At 59.5% G+C, this 19,190-nt stretch carries 10 protein-coding genes; 3 read left to right on the top strand and 7 right to left on the bottom strand.

The features are described 5' to 3' along the window. Positions 1-175 precede the first annotated feature (175 nt). Positions 176-1,504, top strand: a complete 1,329-nt coding sequence (locus J3U87_RS26810) for a hypothetical protein (RefSeq protein ID WP_237378864.1) — start codon at positions 176-178, stop codon at positions 1,502-1,504. A 116-nt stretch (positions 1,505-1,620) separates the two neighbouring features. Here the strand turns inward: J3U87_RS26810 and J3U87_RS26805 are convergent, their stop codons facing one another. Continuing rightward, a complete protein-coding gene (locus tag J3U87_RS26805; protein ID WP_237378863.1) occupies positions 1,621-2,088 on the bottom strand; it encodes a hypothetical protein in 468 nt (155 codons plus the stop codon). Positions 2,089-2,265: 177 nt separating this feature from the next. Here J3U87_RS26805 and J3U87_RS26800 point away from each other — a divergent pair, with 177 nt between their 5' ends. Both J3U87_RS26800 and J3U87_RS26795 read left to right on the top strand, forming a co-directional pair. After that, entirely contained in the window at positions 2,266-3,510 is a 1,245-nt protein-coding gene (locus J3U87_RS26800; protein ID WP_237378862.1) for a hypothetical protein, read from the top strand. Between the two features lie 518 nt (positions 3,511-4,028). Then, positions 4,029-5,489 carry a pyridoxal phosphate-dependent decarboxylase family protein gene (locus tag J3U87_RS26795; RefSeq protein WP_237378861.1) on the top strand — a complete coding sequence of 487 codons (1,461 nt, stop codon included), beginning with the start codon at positions 4,029-4,031 and terminating at the stop codon, positions 5,487-5,489. 59 nt (positions 5,490-5,548) lie between these two features. On the opposite strand, the gene lon is transcribed toward J3U87_RS26795, so the two are convergent. From lon to fliK, 6 genes are all read right to left on the bottom strand, one after another. Next, positions 5,549-7,990 carry an endopeptidase La gene (gene lon / locus J3U87_RS26790; protein WP_237378860.1) on the bottom strand — a complete coding sequence of 814 codons (2,442 nt, stop codon included), beginning with the start codon at positions 7,988-7,990 and terminating at the stop codon, positions 5,549-5,551. Positions 7,991-8,904: 914 nt separating this feature from the next. Further along, positions 8,905-9,603 carry a response regulator gene (locus J3U87_RS26785; protein ID WP_237378859.1) on the bottom strand — a complete coding sequence of 233 codons (699 nt, stop codon included), beginning with the start codon at positions 9,601-9,603 and terminating at the stop codon, positions 8,905-8,907. A 1-nt stretch (position 9,604) separates the two neighbouring features. Continuing rightward, on the bottom strand, positions 9,605-11,455 hold the full coding sequence (locus J3U87_RS26780) for an ATP-binding protein (RefSeq protein ID WP_237378858.1): 1,851 nt from the start codon (positions 11,453-11,455) through the stop codon (positions 9,605-9,607). Positions 11,456-11,753: 298 nt separating this feature from the next. After that, the gene (locus tag J3U87_RS26775) at positions 11,754-14,183 is read right to left on the bottom strand and encodes a PhoX family protein (protein ID WP_237378857.1); all 2,430 of its coding nucleotides are present in this window, start codon (positions 14,181-14,183) and stop codon (positions 11,754-11,756) included. Between the two features lie 103 nt (positions 14,184-14,286). Continuing rightward, entirely contained in the window at positions 14,287-15,096 is an 810-nt protein-coding gene (locus tag J3U87_RS26770; protein WP_237378856.1) for a hypothetical protein, read from the bottom strand. A gap of 131 nt (positions 15,097-15,227) precedes the next feature. Continuing rightward, complete coding sequence (gene fliK, locus J3U87_RS26765; protein ID WP_237378855.1) at positions 15,228-18,716, bottom strand: flagellar hook-length control protein FliK; 3,489 nt, start codon at positions 18,714-18,716, stop codon at positions 15,228-15,230. Between the last annotated feature and the right edge of the window lie 474 nt (positions 18,717-19,190).

The following is a 19,190-nucleotide window of genomic DNA, read 5'->3' as shown; positions in this document are numbered from 1 at the left end:
AGGCGGTTTTCCATCTCGGTCGGCGTGACACCGGGTTGCCGCAACCGAGGTCGCGGAGGGAACGGAGGCGAAACAGACTGCGATCGATCCAAGTATGTGGCAGAATGAAATGAACCGAAGCCATCACTACCGAATCAAGTCCGCTATCTTGTTTCATCGTAAAAGGTAAACGCACATGACATTCGAACCGCCAAAGGACATCTGGGATACGGCCAAGCTTTTGGAATACGATCGTGCCCTGGGCCAGGGACATGAACTCTATTTGGACTTGACCCAGGGGCGAGGGGAATTTTCGTTGCGTCCCATGCTGCGAGAATTGGGCGTCTCCGATAAAGGCTCGTGGAAACTCCGTGGCGCACACGATTCTCAATACCTGGTTCTTTGCGGGCACCGCGGCTGTGGAAAAAGCACCGAACTGCGCAAGCTGGCCGGCCGTCTTCACGGTCAGGATTTGTTTTTCGTGGTGTTCACCGATATCTTGGAGCGTTTGGATCCCCAAAATTTACAATATACCGATGTGTTGATGGCCTCCGCGGGGGAACTGTTACACCAGTTGGCACAGGAGTCCATCTCCATCGAAGATTCACTCGTCGAACCGCTCAAAGACTGGTTTTACGAGCGGGTGAAAAGTAAAACCAACACCCAGGATTTCGAGCTGAAAACCGAAGCCGGTGTCCAGGCGAAGCAAGGACTCCCTTTTTTGGCGAGCCTGTTCGCAAAAGTGACCGCCAGTTTCAAGTCGAATGCGACCTACAAGACCGAACTGCGCAAGGCCATCAAAAACAGTTTTACGGACTTCGCCGCCCACTTCAACAAGCTTCTCGCCGAAGTCCAGAAGATCATCCATCAGGATGGGCTGGGCCACAAAGTGTTGTTCATCATCGACGGTACCGATCGCCTGAACGGCGAAGATGCGCAACGATTTTTCATCGAAGATGCCAATCAGCTCCAACTGATCGCGGGGAATTTTCTCTATTGTGCCCCGATTCACCTGTTGCACACGGGCAATCAGTTACAGACTCGCTTCAAGACCCACATGCTGCCGATGGTGAAGCTTCACGAAAAGGACGATGAAACCCATCTGTTCGAGCCGGGTTATCGGGTTTTGCGGGACATGGCGTTGCGACGGGCAGATATCAGCCTGTTCGACAGCGAAGAGACCCTTGCCAAACTGGTACGCTATTCCGGTGGCAACCCTCGCGAATTGATTCGGCTCATGTCGTCGACTTTTTCCCTGACCGAGACCGAACTGTTCGATGACGAGGCGGTCGAAAAAGCCATGGACCGGTTGGCGGCCGATTTTGATCGCTGGTTGGGCCCCCAGGATTACCAGGCGCTGCATCAGATCGACGAAGGACACGAGCCGGAATGTGAACCGGAACGGATCAACAACATGCTCTACAACCTCGCGTTGCTGGAATACAACAGTTACTGGCGCAGATCCCACCCCGCCGTACGCCGCATCAGTCACTATCGCAAGCTGGCCGAAGGAACCGAATCGTGACCGAGGATGAAGCCCGGAGAACGAGCGAGACACATCCGCTCCCTGCCGAAAAAGAGCCGAGCCGGACGCTGCCGGAATCGTGGTGCGCTTTCGAAGAGCCTGACTCGTGGAAAGGTTCACTTCGCCAAATGGATCGTTTGGTTGGCAAGGGTTCCGGTTTCCGTTTGATCGTCGCGGAATACGAGGACCTCACCGTGCGCAATTACGCCATCGAACGGTTGATGCAGATGTGGCCGCACGCGATTTTGTTCGACTGGGATCCCAGCACCGACGGTGATTTCTCCAAGTGGGAATCTCGGCTTGTCGATTTGGCCTCTCCCCGGCAACCGATTTTGTTGCGAGGTTTGGAAGAGGTATTCACGGGAGACCAATCGCAAACTTGGTTGAACGGCTTCAATTATCATCGCGATGCACTTGCACGCTTGAAGGTCGCCCTGATCTTGTGGCTTCCGGCGAAGGGCATCAGAGCCTTCGCTCTGGGCGCGCCGGACACTTGGTCGTGGCGGGCGGCGGTTGTCGGCTTCGAAAACCCCGAGCCGGCCGTGCGTACTTTGTCCGTCGATATGAGCGCCTACCTGCCGCATGCCGAGTCCACCAGGCGGGCCGAAGACGGGATGCTTGGGTATTCGTCGGAACCCCACCAGGCAGAAGCCATGACAGCCCCCTGGAAGGTGCAACTCTGGTTGGTGTTTTCGTTGTTTCGCGAACCGGCGACGTGGGAGGCGATCGAGGCGGTCATTCGGGATGAATCCCTTCCCGGCTTGACCGACGCCTTGGTCGGGCAAGCGGATTTGGCGATCAAGTACGCCATCTCGGTCGCGGCTCGAGACGGCTTCCTGGAGCGCGTCGGGGAAGGTTGGCGATTGACCGATGAGGCCTCGGCATACGGAGAGCCACAATCCTCCGAGCTGGAGCCCTTGGTGGTGAAGACCGCACATCAACGGTTGTGTGAACACTATCAAAAGATCTGCCCAAAGAAGCATCCGGATACACTGGACGAGATGAAGCCGCTGATGACCGCGCTATGGCATGGCACGCGAGGATATGATCCCATGTCGATCTGGAGTGTGATTTATTTCGGCCAAATCAACAGAAGCCAGCAATACCTGGCCGTCGATTTGGCGGCGTTGCCGGAAAGCCTCGCGCTGCTGGATGACGGGATCGAAGCCTTTGCTTCCGCATCAATCGGGTCGAACGAAGGGCACTTTTGTCGCCTCCTGGAAGTCCAACGCGCAAACCTGTTCATGCTTGCCGGAAAATTTGATGCCGTTCGGTCGACAACCTCGCAGCTTCGCGTACATACCTCTCCCGACAGCCTGCCCCGGTTCAGGAATCAATGCATCGAACTCACCACCTCGCTTTGGCAGGGCCATGATGCGCGGGCGTTGGAAGTAGCTCGCGAAATTGACGAGCTGAGCGTGGAAGCGGGCAGTACTTCTCGGCCTCGGATCATCGTGACAAGTGACTCCCCTAAAGCGATCGATTTCCGAAAACGAGTGGCGAACGCCGTATTTTTTATCCTGCGAGCACGGGGTGTTTCCGATGCGCCACCCTGCGATTGGAGCTCATTTCAAGACGATTCATTCCTATTTCGGGATGACGGCATCTTGGACGTTTTTTTGGTTCAGGCCTATCTTTCCGTAAATCAAATGGATGCGGCCGCCAACCACGCGCAACGGCTTCTCGATCATGGTACTCGACGGGAATTCACGCTTTCGAAATGGATGGGTCATCTCAGCATGGGACTTGTACTCACGGCTTTGGGCGACGACAAGGATGACGCCCCTATCGAAAAAGCCGCACGGCATTTGGACATTGCCGTGCATGGTTTTCGCCGCGCACGGCTCCTGCCCCTGCTGGCCGAATCCTTGGTCGCCCGGGCCCGTTTGAACAAAGTTCGAGGTGATTCGACCTCGTGGAAGAATGACCGAGCCGAAGCTCGAGCGATTGCCGGCGAGATCGGTATGGTCATCTGGGAAGGGTTTTCCAAACTACCTCCCTCGTGACCCCGATCCAGCCAGGGTTTTGACGGGACACCGCCATCACCTCATGGTCGAGAGTGGTCCCGATGAACCAAACACGTCAACGCTTCCCTAACTCTTCTTCAGGTGAAATTCGGTTTTTTTCAGCATTGCGTCGAGCTGAAATTCGCATAAATCGTTCAAAAATGATTCGAATCGGAATTCATGACGAACCCTCACGATCGATCGATTACAGCGATTTTCGCACTGGTCGTGAGATTTTTTTTCATCAAAAATTGAATATAAGCAAAGGTGCACGTAACCATTATCAATCTTTTCATCGGGTTGGTATCGATTGCGTTGTGGCCGAAATTCAGACTAGAACACGACTCTTTTGAAAGGATTTCAAACCGCGAAAACCTTGAGATACGTTTAAATTTTGGTTATGTGACACTTGTTTACATAGGTATATTTTCAAAAAAATCACAGAATAAAATTTAGGTCACAAATGCCATTACCGAAAAGTTCATCTGACCCTTTCTCTTTCCCATTGGAGGTTTTTCATGGCCTTGGCTCCCAATCTTTCGGAGGTGACTTCCGGTCGGGCATCGACTCTGAACCGCCATCTCGAACTCTCCGAAGATCAAATGCGACGGCTCGGCTACCAAGCCATCGACATGGTCATCCGCCATTTGACCCAGATCCGCGAAAAAAAAGTGATGAACTACAAGAGCGAATCCGTCCTCGACCAATTGCTCAACGATCGCCTGCCCCTCGAGGGCAGTCCGCCAGAATACGTGCTGGACGACGTGCAGAACCGCGTCTTTTCCAACATCACCCATCACGACCATCCGCGCTTTTTCGCTTTCGTTCCGGGACCGGGTAATTTCCCCGGAGCGGTCGCGGAATGCCTCACCAATGGATTCAACGTATTCTCCGGAACCTGGATCGGCGGAGCCGGTGCCGCCGAGATCGAACTGATCGTCATCGACTGGTTACGCACCCTTTGCGGCTTTCCCGCCCAAGCGCGAGGGGTTTTCCTCAGTGGTGGCAGCGAGGCCGGTCTGGTGGCCATGGCCACGGCACGCAACGCGCTGTTGGACAACAAGACCGCCGACGCAACCATCTACTGCTCCGATCAAACACACAAATCCATTGACCGCGACCTTTGGTTGCTGGGTTTTCCTCGTGAAAACATTCGCCGCTTGCCCTCTCTGGAAGACTACACACTCGACCTGAACGCCCTTGCCGAAGCAGTGAGGCGCGACCGCAAGGCCGGTATGCGTCCCTTCTGCCTCGTGATCAACACGGGCACGACCAACACCGGCAGCATCGATCCGATCCAGGGAGCCGCCGACTTCTGCGAAGAAGAAGGCATGTGGCTCCACGCGGACGGCGCCTACGGTGCCGGCTCCATCTTTTCGACCCGAGGTCGGGAGATGCTCGCCGGACTCGATCGCGTGAACTCGATCGGGATGGACCCGCACAAGTGGATGTTCCAACCCTATTCCTGCGGGTGCCTGATCGTTCGTGAAGGCGTTCACCTGCGGCGCACGTTCCAGTACCGCGCCGAATACCTGAAACTGGTAGACGACTCGCTCGAACGCAATTTTTGCGATTACGGCATTCAATTGACCCGTGACTTTCGCGTCCTGAAATTGTGGTTGTCGCTCAAGATTTTTGGGGCCGAGTCCTTTGGCAAGGCCCAGGATTGGGGCATGTACCTGGCCGAAGAGGCGGAACGTGCGGCACGCACCCTACCCAATTGGGAAGTGGTCACGCAGGCCAAACTCGCGGTGCTCACGCTGCGCTACGCCCCGCCAGGAACCCGGGAAGACGAACGAAACGCCCTTAACGAGGCCATCGTGGACCAATTCAACCAGGAGGGCTATGGCATGGTGATTCACACTCGCTTACGCGAAAGGACGGTGATTCGCATGTGCACCATCAATCCACGCACCGAGGTTTCGGAAATTCACGAAACGCTGATCAAGCTCGACGAGATCGCCCGAAGCCTCGCCTGAAAAAAAGCCGCGCAGGGATCTCCTGCGCGGCTCCTTTTGCACGGGTTTCGTCGCCAGCCTCAGTCCATTCCGGAGGGTTGGCTCGAGCCGGACTCGATGCGATCGGGCACGAACGCGCCCTGTCGCTCGGAGTTCTCGCCTTCGGGTTCCTTGACGGGAATCGGCAGGTGTTCGAGCAGGACCGGGAACACTTCGCTCACGTGCTTGACCGTGACGATTTGCAACCGATCGCGAATCTCGGCCGGAACCTCGGCCAGGTCCTTTTCGTTCTGGACGGGAATCAGGACCTTGTCCAGGTTGGCGCGCAGGGCGGCCATCAACTTCTCCTTCAGGCCGCCGATGGGCAACACGTTGCCACGCAAGGTGATTTCACCGGTCAACCCCACGTTCCAGTGAATCGGGATGCCGGTGAGCGCCGAAACCAGGCCCCCGGCCAGCGCGATGCCGGCGGAGGGTCCGTCCTTGGGCGTCCCACCCGCCGGTACGTGGATGTGGATGTCCATGTTCTTGAACGATTTGCCGTAGATGCCCAGGTCGTTGGCGTTGGCGCGGACGTAGGACAGCGCCGCTTGGGCCGACTCTTTCATGACATCGCCGAGCTTGCCGGTGAGGCTCAGTTTGCCGGTTCCCTTCATCGCCTGGACTTCGATCGAGAGGGTTTCCCCGCCCACCGAGGTCCACGCCAGACCGGTGACCATGCCCGGCATGTTCTCCTGCTCCAGCTTTTGGTGCGAAAACGGGGCGATGCCCAGATAGTTCTGGACCTTGCGCCGGGTCAAACGGATTTTCTTCTCCTTGCCGGACTTGAGGCGATCGGTGACCGCCTTGCGGCACAGTTTGGAAATCGTCCGGTCCAGGCCGCGTACGCCGGCTTCACGGGTGTAGCCACGAATGACTTCCAGCAACAGCTTGCCGGGAATCTGGAGCTGATCGTCGACCAGGCCGTTTTCTTTCATCTGTTTGGGAATCAGGTAGCGATTGGCGATGTGGACCTTTTCCAACTCGGTGTAGCCACTGAGTTCGATAATTTCCATGCGGTCGCGCAAGGGCAGCGGAACGGTGCCCAGGTCGTTGGCGGTGCAGATGAACAGCACCTTGGAAAGGTCGTACTCCACTTCGAGGTAGTGGTCCATAAAGGTATGGTTCTGCTCGGGATCGAGGACTTCCAGCAAGGCCGCGGTGGGACCGCCGCCGAAGTAGTTGCTGATCTTGTCGATCTCGTCCAACAAGAGCACGGGGTTGACGGTTTTGACCTTCTTCATGGTTTGGATGATCTTGCCGGGCATGGCGCCGATATAGGTGCGTCGATGGCCTCGGATTTCGGCCTCGTCACGCACGCCACCCAGGCTGATGCGCGCGAATTCGCGGCCCAGGGAACGGGCGATGCTCTTGGCGAACGAGGTCTTGCCCACGCCCGGAGGTCCGGAAAGGCAGATGATGGGACCCTTGAGCGCGCCGACCGCCTGGCTGACGGCCAGGTACTCGATGATCCGCTCCTTGGGTTTGTCCAGGCCGTAGTGGTCCTCGTTCAGGATTTCCTCGGTGTGGTGGACCGAGAGATTGTCCTCGGTGGCCTTGGACCAGGGCACACTGGTCAACCAATCCAGGTAGTTGCGCACCGGGGTCGCCTCGTGGGACTGCAGGCCGATTCGACGGAGCTTGGCCAATTCCTTTTCGGCCGTTTCGCGAACCGCCTCGGGCATTTCGGCTTCCTCGATTGCCTTGGCGATGGCGTCGAACTCGGCGTTCTCGGGCGATTCACCCATCTCTTCCTGAATGGCGCGCATCTGTTCGTTGAGGAAGTATTCCTTTTGACGCTTGCCGACCTGTTCCTCGATACGGGCCTTCAGATCCTTCTCGAACTTGCGTTGCTGGATTTCCTTGTAGAGCAGGGTGTAGACCTTTTCCACCCGTTCGCGGGTATCCAGCGTTTCAAGGATGTCTTGGAGTTCGTCGAGCGAGGCGTTGAGCATCGGCGCCACGGCGTCGGCGAAACGACCGGCGGGGACGTCCTTGCGGTCCAACTCCTCGTTCCATTGGATCTGCTGGTGCTTTTTCTCCATGTCCAGATGGTTGAAGACCTCGTGTTTCAGGGCCTGGACCAGTTGGGGCAGTTCCAGATCGGCGGATTCGCGCGAGGAGACCGGGCGGGCCTTGGCGGTAAAGAAGGGGCCATTCAGGTCGACGGCCAGAACGGAGGCCCTTTGGCTGGGTTCGAGCAGGGCCTGAACCGCGCCGTTGGGCAGGCGCTGAACCTTTGCGATGCGGCCGATGACGCCCATCTGGTGTAGATCGTCGCGCGATTTCACGTCGCGATCGGGAGACTTCATGGTGACGACAAGCACAGGCCGCTTGCGGGTCACGGCTTCCTTGATGGCTTCGAGTGACTGTGGGCGGTTGAAGAAGAGGGACTTGGGGGTTTCGGGAAAAACGACGACATTCTTGAGAGCCAAGAGCGGGTAGGTGTGGATCTCATCTTTAGTGTCGAGCTGTTCACTCATGTGATAGCACCTCACTCAATTTTTCAATAAGTAAATCACTCATTGCATACGAGTGCAAGTGACTTATGATTCACTTTTTCTTTTGGGAGGGCTTTCCACCGGGGGGTCGACATCTAGGGACGGACGTCCCGATTTACGTGCCGGAAGGGACCCGGTTCCCCGCGATGTCATGCGACATCACAGTTCCCGCCTGTCGAGAGGGTCGTGATGCCCGGTAGGTTGATCCGCTGGATCAACGCGTCGAAGCCTCATCGCGAAGAGAACCCGCAAGCCGAGAGAAGGGTAAGGCCCGGTAGGTTGATCCGCTGGATCAACGCGTCGAAGTGACGCGACACGAATGAGTGACTTTCGTCCAAAAGGGCATCGACCTTCCGTTTCAGGTACATATACGCCACTCATGCCGAGATCCGGAGTGCCGATGGTCGGATTGCCGAACCACCGGAACACAGGTCTTAGGCATACCGACCACTGGGTTTCAGATCGAAACCTAATCGAAACGAATCACTTGGGAGTTCTCACATCCACGATAGGGGCGTCGCCGCAGTTGGTATGGCACGGCCGGTATGGCACGGCCGGTATGGCATGGCCGGTTCCGAAGCGCCTGCTTCCATTGGTGCGTCGCTCTTTGGTGTTTTGTTCCTGTCCGGCCCTGATCGCTTCGAAGCGTCGAGCCAGCGGCCATACCGGCCCTGCCCGATCAACGGCCGTGCCGCTCTCCGCTTTCGGGAATCCCGCGAAAACGCCCGTCGTTGAGCCAGGCGGGGGTCGCTTCGCGCTTTTTGGCAATGGACAGGCGTTACCTCGATACTTGCCGGTGTCGACCGGGCCGATTTCGATCGCACCCGAACGCGACGCTTCGACGCTCGGAGGTTCGACCCGGTGTCCTGGATTCTTCGGCAGCCGGACGCGCGCCGTTACAACTGCAGCTTGTACCCCACCCCGTACACGGATCGGATCACTTCCGTTCCCGGCATCACCGCCGTGATCTTCTTGCGCAGGTTCTTGATGTGGCTGTCGATGGTGCGATCGGTGACCGCGCGGAAATCGTCGTAGAGATTGTCCACCAACTGGTCGCGCGTGAATACGCGGCCTGGTTGCTTAATGAGCACCCGCAACAGGGTGTACTCGTTGGGTGTCAGGGTCAGCAAGCTGCCCTTGACCCGGATTTCGCGACGCTCCTCGTCCACGGCGAACACCTTCTCCTCTTCGGGCTCCTCGCTGCGCGGTGCCGCCCGCCGCAAGACCGTCTTCACTCGAGCCACGACCTCGCGCGGACTGAAGGGTTTGCAAATGTAGTCGTCGGCGCCCAGCTCGAGCCCCAGGATACGGTCCACTTCTTCGACGCGTGCGGTCAGCATCAAGATCGGCATCTGGGTGAAGGTTCGCAGTTCCTTGCAGATGCTCATGCCGTCCTTGCCCGGCAACATCACATCCAAGAGCAGAAGCGAGGGGTTTCTGCTGCGCACGTAATCCACGACCTCGCTGCCGTTTTCGATCCAGTGCGTTTCGTAACCGTGGGCGGAAAGGTAATCGGTCAAGACCTTGGCGATCTTGGGTTCGTCCTCTGCGACCACCACCAAAGTTCCTGCTTCGCTGTTGTCACGATCATTCACGTCATGTCCACCTTTCTAACGGGAAGTGAATCCAGACGGCCAGGCCGCCCAGTTCTGAAGTCTTGGCTTCGATGGAGCCCTGATGGGCTTCCACGATGTTTTTGCAAATCGCGAGGCCCAGGCCCGCACCGCCGTGTTTGCGGCTGCGAGAGACCTCGGCGCGAAACAACCTCTCGAACAGTTTGCCCAGCATCTCCTCGGGAACCCCGGGCGGGGTGTCCTCGATGCCCACCAGGATCTCCTCGCCGTTCATCCGGGCGGTAACCCGAACCATTCCGCCGGCATTGGTGTAGCGCGAACAGTTTTCCAGGAGGTTCGAGAACAGTTGGGTCAGGCGCTGGTGATCGCCGCTGATTTCCACCTCGTCACCCAGGTTGGCGTGGTACTCGAGTTGAAGCTCGCGACGGGCGAGCCGCGGTTCGTAAAGATGGACCACCTGATCCAAGACTTCACTGGGATGCAGTGGTTCCTTTTTATAATTGAGTGCACCCAGGTCGGAAAGAGAGAGTTCGTAGAGGTCGTTGACGATCTGGGAAAGGCACAGCACCTCGTTGTGAAGCGACTTGATGCTGCCGTCGTCGGGCCGGCGGACGCCGTCTTGAATCGCTTCCAGTTCTCCGCGCATCACGGCCAGAGGGGTGCGCAGCTCGTGAGAAATGTCGGCGATCCAGCGTTGGCGTGCTTCCTGGTTGTGGGCGAGAGTATTGGCCAGGTGATTGAAATCCTGCCCCAGTTGCCCCAATTCGTCGCCGCGACTGACTTCGACCCGCGTTTTGTAGGCGCCGGAAGCCAGGTCGTGAGCGGCTCGGGCCAGGGATTTGATGGGACTCGAAAAATGGCGCGCCAGAAAGACGGAGACCAGGCTGGCAAGCACCAAAACCAACCCGCCGAACATGTAGAACTTGCGGTATTGATCGGCGAGGAAGCGATAATCGTTGCCCGTGATCGGGTTTTCGCGCCGACCGATGCCCAGGTAACCCACGATGTTACCCTGGTGCAGAATCGGTTCGAGCAATAGGTCCTTGCGGTTGATGGCGCGTCCGGCAATCGGCCGGTGGTTGGCATCCAGCAACACGTAACGCGGCGGTAGGTCGCGTCCGCCGCGTCGCCCGCTCGCAACGGCTCGCCTGCCGTCCGAGGACCAGGCTCCGTTCCGTGCGGTCGTGTCGGCGGTGGAATCATCGTCGACCCCATTCGAGCCCTGGTCGTAACCGCCGCGGCTGCGGGGATCGCCCGAGGTCGAGGCGAATCCTGAATCTCGTTCACCCGAAGCCGTGGCCGTACCAGCCGATCCCGCTCGATCCGGTTTCGTTTCGGGCAAACTGTCGTCGCCCTTGGCGGCCAGCTCGTGTGCGCCGTTTTCCACTTTGGCCACATTCGTTTCGGGAAGCGTCACCGAAGTATCGTTCTCGAAGCGGTCCCGCGGCGAGCGCGGGCCGTACTGCGGACTGACGGCATCGGCTTCGCGCCGGCGCGGGCCACGTGGACCTCTCCCCCATCCGTGATCGGGCTCCAAATTGCCGCTGCGCCGATCCGCGCGCGATCGGGTGGGGTCTTCGAACCAATGTTGCGGCGGCCGATGGCCGCTTCCCGTTCCAAATGAGTTGCCTTCGCGCAGGTCGTGCCACACCTGGCGGTTTGATTCGAGGCGACGCCAGCCGTGAACGGCGTATTCGGTAGCCAACCGATTGACGAAATCGCGTTCCGCATCGACGTCCAGGCGGTCGAGGTACTCCTGGAAGCCTTGATTGAGGCTCCACTGCATGAACATACTCATGAGCACGAGTGCGGCGCCGCTGCTGATCAACATCGCGAAAAATAGCTTGTAAACCATCTTGAGCTTGAATTTCACACTAAAAAACCTATTCCCGCCTTCAGCATTTATCGAATCCGAAGATTGAGCACGGCGCGTGATTCAGGCGCCGAAACTCATGGAGCAGCGATAAGAAAATCACATCCAACCCATACTTTAACCCGGATCGAAGAGAAAAAACGAGCGTGCTTGACCCACAAATTCCGGAAAAGAAGAAAAGTAAGAAATATCCGTAGCTTTGGATAGTTACCCTTTGGCCAGATATGGGGCGAACGCGCGCGCGAAGGGAAGGCCTGGTTGCCCAAACCCTCCCGCAGATCCCTTTTGCAAAGACCCCTTATCCCCGCTGTGGTGCCTCCCGTGCAATCACCACCACACAGGGACGCGGCGTTTGATCCAAGGTACCGGAGGGCCAGTTACTTCCCAGCGGTACCTTGCGCGTCTGTTGGAACGGTTCGCCCCGGCGATCGGTAAGCGCATAGTTTCGTTCCTCCTCGGGACGCGCGGCACGCCGGGTTCCGTTCACCTCTCCGGGATGCTGTACCGAGAGAATCAGCCCCCGGCCGCCGTCACAGAAGGTGGGTCCGGTCAACTCGCATTCTACCGGCCCGATCCCGAAACAGAAGGGCGTACCCGCCCCCGGCCCATGGGTCGGCACGAAAAACAGGGAGTTGTTGCCGAAGACACCGGGGAATTTGGAGCCTCCGGGTTTGGTCTTGCCCTTGCGGCGGTCGACGGGCTGGTTCAACACGCTGGTCGAAATGTCCGTCACCATCCAAAGATGCCCCTTGGGATCGAAAACCAGATTGTCGGCACACGCGAAGCCGCCGCCTTCGTCGGAAACCTCACCCGAAGGGACGAAACGCCCCCAGCCGAATTTCGTGGCATCGGGCCGATCGCCTTCCTCCACGATTCGAAAAATACCACCGTACATTCGGGAACTGTCACCCTTTCCATCGGGAAACACGCGAAGGTCCGGTGAACCGTCGCCACCGCCGGTGTGGTCGGTGAAGGCGATATAGACACTGTTGTCGGTGGGATGCACTTCCAAATCTTCCGGCCTGGAGGCGGGCGTGGCACCGGCGGCACCGGCCATGGCATAGGCGTCCATCAGCAGAACGCCCATTCGGTATCGATCGCGAGCCGCCCCGGTCATCCCTTCGGGCGCAGAGACCAGATCGCCCAAAGTACACTGATCGAAAGGTTTGCCGGCGAACGCGCTTACCGCGGCCATCCAATCGGCCGGTGTCTGCTCGGTTCGCTTTGCACCCGCGACGCCGACCGCCACATGTCCACCGTCGGGCCGGCGCGGCAAAAACAGGTGTTGGCTGGCTGTGTGTTGCGGTTGCGGCTCGGCCAGCGGGGTGTCGAGCTGGAGCGGAATCCAGCGACCGCCGTAACCTGCGTCGAACTTTGCGGCATAAAGGGTGCCCTCGCCGAACAGGTTCCAATTGGCGGGATCCTTGGGGTCGGCGACGGTTCGGCGACTGACGAATTTCCAGACGTGACCGCCGCGCCGATCGTCGCCCATGTACGCCGCCAGTTTTTTACCGGCTTGGCATCGAAGGGCGACATTCTCGTGGCGGAACCGGCCCAGCATCGAGTGTTTGGCCATCAAGCCCGTCTTCGGATCGATCTGGCAAACCCAGCCGTAGCCGCGGCCGTCGAGAGGTTGCTTCAAGCCGGCGCCCATACCGGCGATGAAGGTGGGCTCGGGCGTTCGGGCGTCCACTTCGCCGGCCCGGTTGAACGAGGGCGAGGCTCCCAGCTTCTCCTTTCGCGGGAAAAGACTGCCATCGGCTTTGATCAGCGGGTTCACGTGGTTCTGGATGTTCTCCTCGCAGGTGAGAAAGGTTCCCCAAGGCGTGGTGCCGCCACTGCAATTGCCAAACGTTCCCGGTCCGGCCTTGGCGACCGATGCGGCGGGCCCGTCCATGGCGAATTTGGCCACCACGGCGGGATCGATGTTTTGGGTGGAGAAGGTAGAGATGCGGCGGTGATCGGTGGCATCTTGGACCACCGAGTAGTGGCCCTGGGCGGATCGACGAATCCGCAACACCGAGATGCCCAGGTCGCCGAGACCCTGTTCGCAGAGGTAGCGAATTTCCGCCTGGAGTTCCTTGGACAGCGCCCCGAAATCGCTCAGGTCACAGGCGTGGGTGGGCATCAGGGTGCCCGCGATTTCCAGTCGCGGCTTTTTGGGGTTTTCGGCGTCGGGCCGGATCGCGACACGGGGCGCGCGGCCCCCGTGGTACTGGGTGAACCCCTGGAGCCAGGGCCGGGAGGAAAGTTCCTCGTGGTTCACGAACAAATAGAAATCGTCGGAGGTGCCCTCGATCGGGACCAAACCGGTGTAATCGTTGTTGTATCCAAATTGAACGCGATGCGCGTCCGGGCCGAACCGGTCGCCCCAACCCGCCAGGACGCGGTAGGCGAATCCTTCGGGCAACAGCATGTCGTCCACGACTTCGAACCGATGGAGCCGGGTCTTGTCCAGGCTTGGATCGGCGAAGCTGCCGGGTGAAGGAACCGGGGAAGCCACCGGTTTCCAGGCCGGCATGCCGTCGGTCAGGCTCCAATCGGCCGAGTGGGCTTCGGGTTCGGTGGCTGCGGCAGCGGCGGGCCCGCTTTTCGAAGAGGTTGCGGCCGCGCCGATCGGGGCGGCGACCCAGGCGGCAGTGCCCGCGCCGGCGCCCAAATAACGCAAAAAGCTTCGGCGATCGAGCGGGGAGGCGGAAGAGGGTGATTTCGAGTGCTTCGATGGCATGGAGTACTCCTGAAAGGTGGGGAGATTGCGAGTGAATGCGAACGAGCCAATCGGCGATCGAATGGAAATGAAATGGATCGAGACGGTCGTCGAGCCGAAACGCTCAGGGAGAGAGGGCCTCGGGCTCGGTATGGACTTCGCGCAGATTCAACATGCGCAGGGTTGCGGCCTCGGGCGTAACCGCTTGCCGCTCCGAGGGTTCCGAACGTGCATGTTCGGCCATGTATTCGCCCATCGCCTGGATGCAGGTCTCCAGAACGCGAAACAGATCAGCCGCTTGCGGTAAGTCGCGGGTGAGGTTTTGGCGATAGCGTGCCAAGTTGGCCAGTCGTTGCCGAACCGCTTCCGTGGTGATTTGCGCACCGATAACGGTGCCTTGGCCGGGGATATCGTGCTTGCACAGCATCTCCGTGGTGGTCAGAAAGCCCACCAACTCGTCGAGCCAGGCCCCGTGCCCCTCACGCAAACCGGTACGAGCCAACAAATCCGAGAGCGAATACTTCTCGTCCTGGCGGTGGAAGAGATCCAGCTTCTGGAACTGAAGGAAAAGCAGGTCGCGAACCAACCACGAGAGTTGATCCAAAAAATCTTCCGAATCGGGTTCGTCCTCGTTCGTCTGGACCAGGACATCGCCCTCCGGACCCTCTTCGGCCGGGCCGTGTTCTTCGTATCCCGGTTGCGGCGTGGGCTCGCGGACATCGGGCTGTGGCTCGCTCACCCGAACCACGATGTCTTCGGGTAGGAACTCCTTGGTCTGCATGATGCCGGTGAACTGACGCTCCAAATCGTCGGCGAGCACCAGGTTGTGCTTTTCCGCCATGGCCAGGAGATGGTCGAGTGCCTCTCCCGGCAAGATCTTGCCGGCCTGAACCTGGGCCAAGATTTCGCGAGCGGCCTCATCGATGTGCGCCATGAACCCTCACTCCCCTGCTGCTTCGTGTGGCCTCAGCATACACCGACATCACGGCGCAACGCCAGAACCGGAGCGAGACAACCGCGAACGAGGGCCCTTTCGGCCTTCGCGGCGGGAACGGCGAAGAGCCTTCAAATCGAAAGGTCCAAGCGGTTTTCGTCTTCGGGCATGCACATATCCGCAACCGAGCTGGCGGCGCGCTCCGGTGCGACCTTGACCGTCAACGAGGCTTCCCCCAGACCCAGCTCTTCGAGCCGATCCTCGAGCAGGTGAAGATCGGCCAGAACGCGGTGATGCATCTTGCGGTTTTCCACCCAGAAGGTGGCGTTCAATTGGTCGCGTTCCTTGAGCGCATCCACGCGCAGGTGGCCCCAGCCGGCAAAATCCAGGTGGATGACCACGAGAAAACGACTGCGATCGCCACTGCCGGGCAGGCGCATGTAGGCCAGCTCCATTTCGGTATCGCGATCGCCCATCTTGAAAGGCAGGCTCAGGTACAGCGGCGCCTGGTTCAGGTTCTGGTGTTGGTTGAAGTCGCGCACCAGATCGAGCATTTGCTTGATTTTGCCGATGCTGTCGGCTCCCTCGGGCAACAGGGATTGCAGCAACTCGGTGGGCAGTCCGTCCACCTGGCGTTCCATGCGCGCCATGGCCTCCTTGAACAGCGGTTCCAAGCGTTTCATCTCCAGGCGCTGATGGGATTCGGCTCGCTCGCCGAACTCGGATTTGAGGAAGGGCCCCTCGAACAAGGATCCGAGATCGGGCTTTTGACCCGCGAGAATCTGTTCGCGAACCTGTTCGAACTGCTGCGCTTTACGGGCATTCAGCGGGCTTTTGGTTTGGAAACTCCAGTCGTGGTGCTCCCCTTCCAGGGCGAACCGCGTCAGCTCGGAAAGCAATGCCCGATTCTTCTGAAAGGCGGCCATCAGTTTGGGAAGGCTCTCGCCACGATGCTGTTCCACCTGACCGAGAAAGCGTTCGGCACGGCGGATCCAACTCATTTCGCGAAGTTTTTCCTCGAGCCCGGGATCCTTGTCGGGGAGCAGGCGGTCCATGGCCAGGTAGCGCCGCATGCCTTGCTCCTCCCGCACCAGGCGATCCTGGAGATTGGGACGCGGATCGGTGCGCCGCGGCAGGTCGCGCACATCCTGGCGCCACAGGTCCCAATCGAGCTCGGCATCGCCATGCTGCTCCAGCAGGCGAACCAAACCGCGCAAACCGTCGGCCATCCCGCGCGCCGCCTCGAAAGGATCGCCGCCCCCCTGGGCCATGCGCTCCCCCAGGCGCCCGATTTTCCAGACCTGATCCAGCAGGGCGATGCGGTGGAACTTGGATGAATGCTTTTGCAAAAAAGACGTGATCTTGTCGTTGATCTCTTCGCCCTTCAGGCCCTTCAGGGCGTGTTCGAAGCCGTCGACCAACAGGCTCGGCTCCTGGGCGCCCACTTCGCTCAATTCCCGCAACAGGCCGCGATGCTGTTCCAAGATGTTGAAGAGCTGGGGTCGGCTGCCGTTCAAACGAACACTGTTGAGGAACCTGTCGAGCCGAATGATGCGCGACTGGTCGTCGAACAAGGCGGGATCCGTTTCGGTCGCGGCTCGCTCCGCCAAAAATCGATCGAGCCACAGGTAACGATTGATGCCGCGATCGGCGGCGGTGACCCGCTCCCGTAGATCGGGATTGGCGTTATCGGAAGTCAGGGTGCGTTCGCCCTGGCGCCACAGATCCCAGGACACCTCTCCCAGTGGATGGTGACGCTCGTGGGAAAGCAGGTAGCGGGCGGTCTTGAGGGTGTGCACGAGTCGAGGCAGCGTGGCGCGCGGATCGGCCTCGCCCCGCAACAGGCCGTCCACCACGTCACCCGCCTTCCAGGCCTGGTCGATCAGCGCCACGCGCTTGAAATCGAGCAGGTGGTTGCGCAACAGGTTGGTGAGCTCCCGATTGACGCGATCCTTGGGCAACTTGCCCAACAACGGCTCCAATTCACCGAAGGTCTTGCGCGATTGGGAGAAGCGGTCGTTGTCGACGGCCGTCGTTTGACCGCCCTCACCCATTCCGGCCAGTGCATCGCGAAGATGGGCGTTGGCCGGCAGAAATCCGTCGGGTTCGCCGATATGCGGCATGCGCGCGATGGCATCGCTCAAATGGTCGAATCGCGCGGGAACGAAGGCGTTCAGGCCTTGCTGCACCCTCGGGAAATTGGACTGCGCCAGGAATCGTTCGAGAGATTTCTGCAGTGACGGCGTCATCTGCGAAAGCCGGTGTTCGCCGTTGAAGAACTGAAACAAGTCGCCGTGCTTGACCGGATCCAAGCGATCGAGCACGAAAAAGGCCGCCTTCTGGGCGGGGTCCAGTGCGGCGAAGGTCCGTGCGAGCGACAACATCCGTTCGCCACCGTGGGAGGCCAGCATGCGGCCCTGTCCGGCTTTGGGAAGCCCCTCCCCCAACAGTTTCTCGAGGTCGAGTTTTTGGGTTCCCAGGTATTCCTTCACCCGTGAGAGGGCGGTGGGGTCGAGACTGGTGAGCCGTTCCGAGGGCGGCTTGGCGGGCGGGTGTTTGAGAAAGTGGATCAGGGCCGATTTCAACTCGCCGTCGAAATGGATACCCGGCTTGCCCGTGAGAAAAGCCGCCAATTTGTGATAACTCTTGGCGTCCAACAGGTGAAGCAACCGCTCGGCCAGCGGTGACCGGGTCGAACCGGTGTGGCGCAGGGCGGACTCGACCCAGAATCGCTGCTCCAACTCCTCGAAGGAACCGGCGGCCGCGAAATTGGGAATCTCCAGGTTCATGGTCTGGAAGAACTGGTCGGCCAGGGCCGGGGGAAAGCGAACCCAGGCGGGACCGCCGGCCACCGATAAGGAAGGGGCCTTGGTCCGCAGCACTTCGACCAGAGATTGAAAGGCCCCTGCATCCAGTGGTTTGACCAGTGGTGGCAGGCCCATGGGTTCGCGCGCGGCGATTTTGGGCAGTTCGGCCAAGACGCGCGCATCCAAAGGGCCCTTGCCCGTGAGAAAGCGGTAGGTCGCCGGGTCCAAATTCGCGTCGACCTTGTTGAGCACCTGGAGCGCGCGCCAGGTGGCGTCGTCGAAGCGGTCGGCGTTGCTGAGCAACACCACCCGCTGAATGTCTTCGGGCATGGCGCGCAGCAATGCCTGAACCTTGTTGGTGAGTTCCGGATAGAGATCGCCGGCGTTGATGGCGCCGGGGGCCTGAACCTGGGCGACGCCGTGCGCGATCTCGTCCAGCATCAGCAGGATGTCCGTTCGGGTCACCCCGGTGTTCATGCTGAGCTGCATCAGCTTGGCGAGTTCCGCCGTTTCCCGTGCTTCGAAATGAATGCCGGCATCCTGCAGAACCTGCATGTGTTGTTGCAGGGCGGAAGCGTGGGGCACGTTGATTTGGGCAAGTGGCTGGCCCGCCTCGGATTGGACCTGGACCTGCAGGCGGCCTTTTTCGATACTGAGCGCGACCGAGCGCGCCTCTTCACCGGAGAACCCGATCAGTTTGTCCCCGAGCCGCACCCCGTAGGAGGCATTCCCCTGTTCCAGGCGAACCGGTCCGTCACGGTTGACGTCGAGCCGAACACGGCGAGGTTCCGGCATCGGGGTTTGAACCTTCATTGTCGCTCCCACAAGGACGAGCGCCACCGCTTCGCGTCGGTCCGGAGCACCGGAAGAAAGCGGTCGTCGCATGTTCCAAGGACTTTGCGTCCATTGTAACCCGCATTTCCCATAAACCTTCCGCTCCGAAGGCGAAGTCCGACGAGAAATGCGGGATCCCGCCTTTCGCGAGCACGACCATCCGCCGTTTGGAACGTGAGCCGCCATATCGGCGATCGGGACAAAAAAAATCGCCCAGCCGTGAGGTGGGCGATCAAACGTAACGCGAATGCGTTTTGGAGTTATTAGCTCCCTTCAAAATGCTCTACCACTTACACACTCACCGAATCGAACCGAACCGTTCACAATTTTTTTTAAAAAAATTATGCCACCCATCCTGGGAGGCCCGAACCCGCCTGAACGTGCAGCGGCGCGACTCGGCTTCGGATGGCCGCCTTCGGTTTGCGGTGGGCCGGATCACGTCTGGGCAAACCG

The sequence above is a fragment of the Sulfidibacter corallicola genome, assembly GCF_017498545.1.
GTDB lineage: Bacteria > Acidobacteriota > Holophagae > Acanthopleuribacterales > Acanthopleuribacteraceae > Sulfidibacter > Sulfidibacter corallicola.
This window is presented reverse-complemented; position numbering and strand designations above follow the sequence as displayed.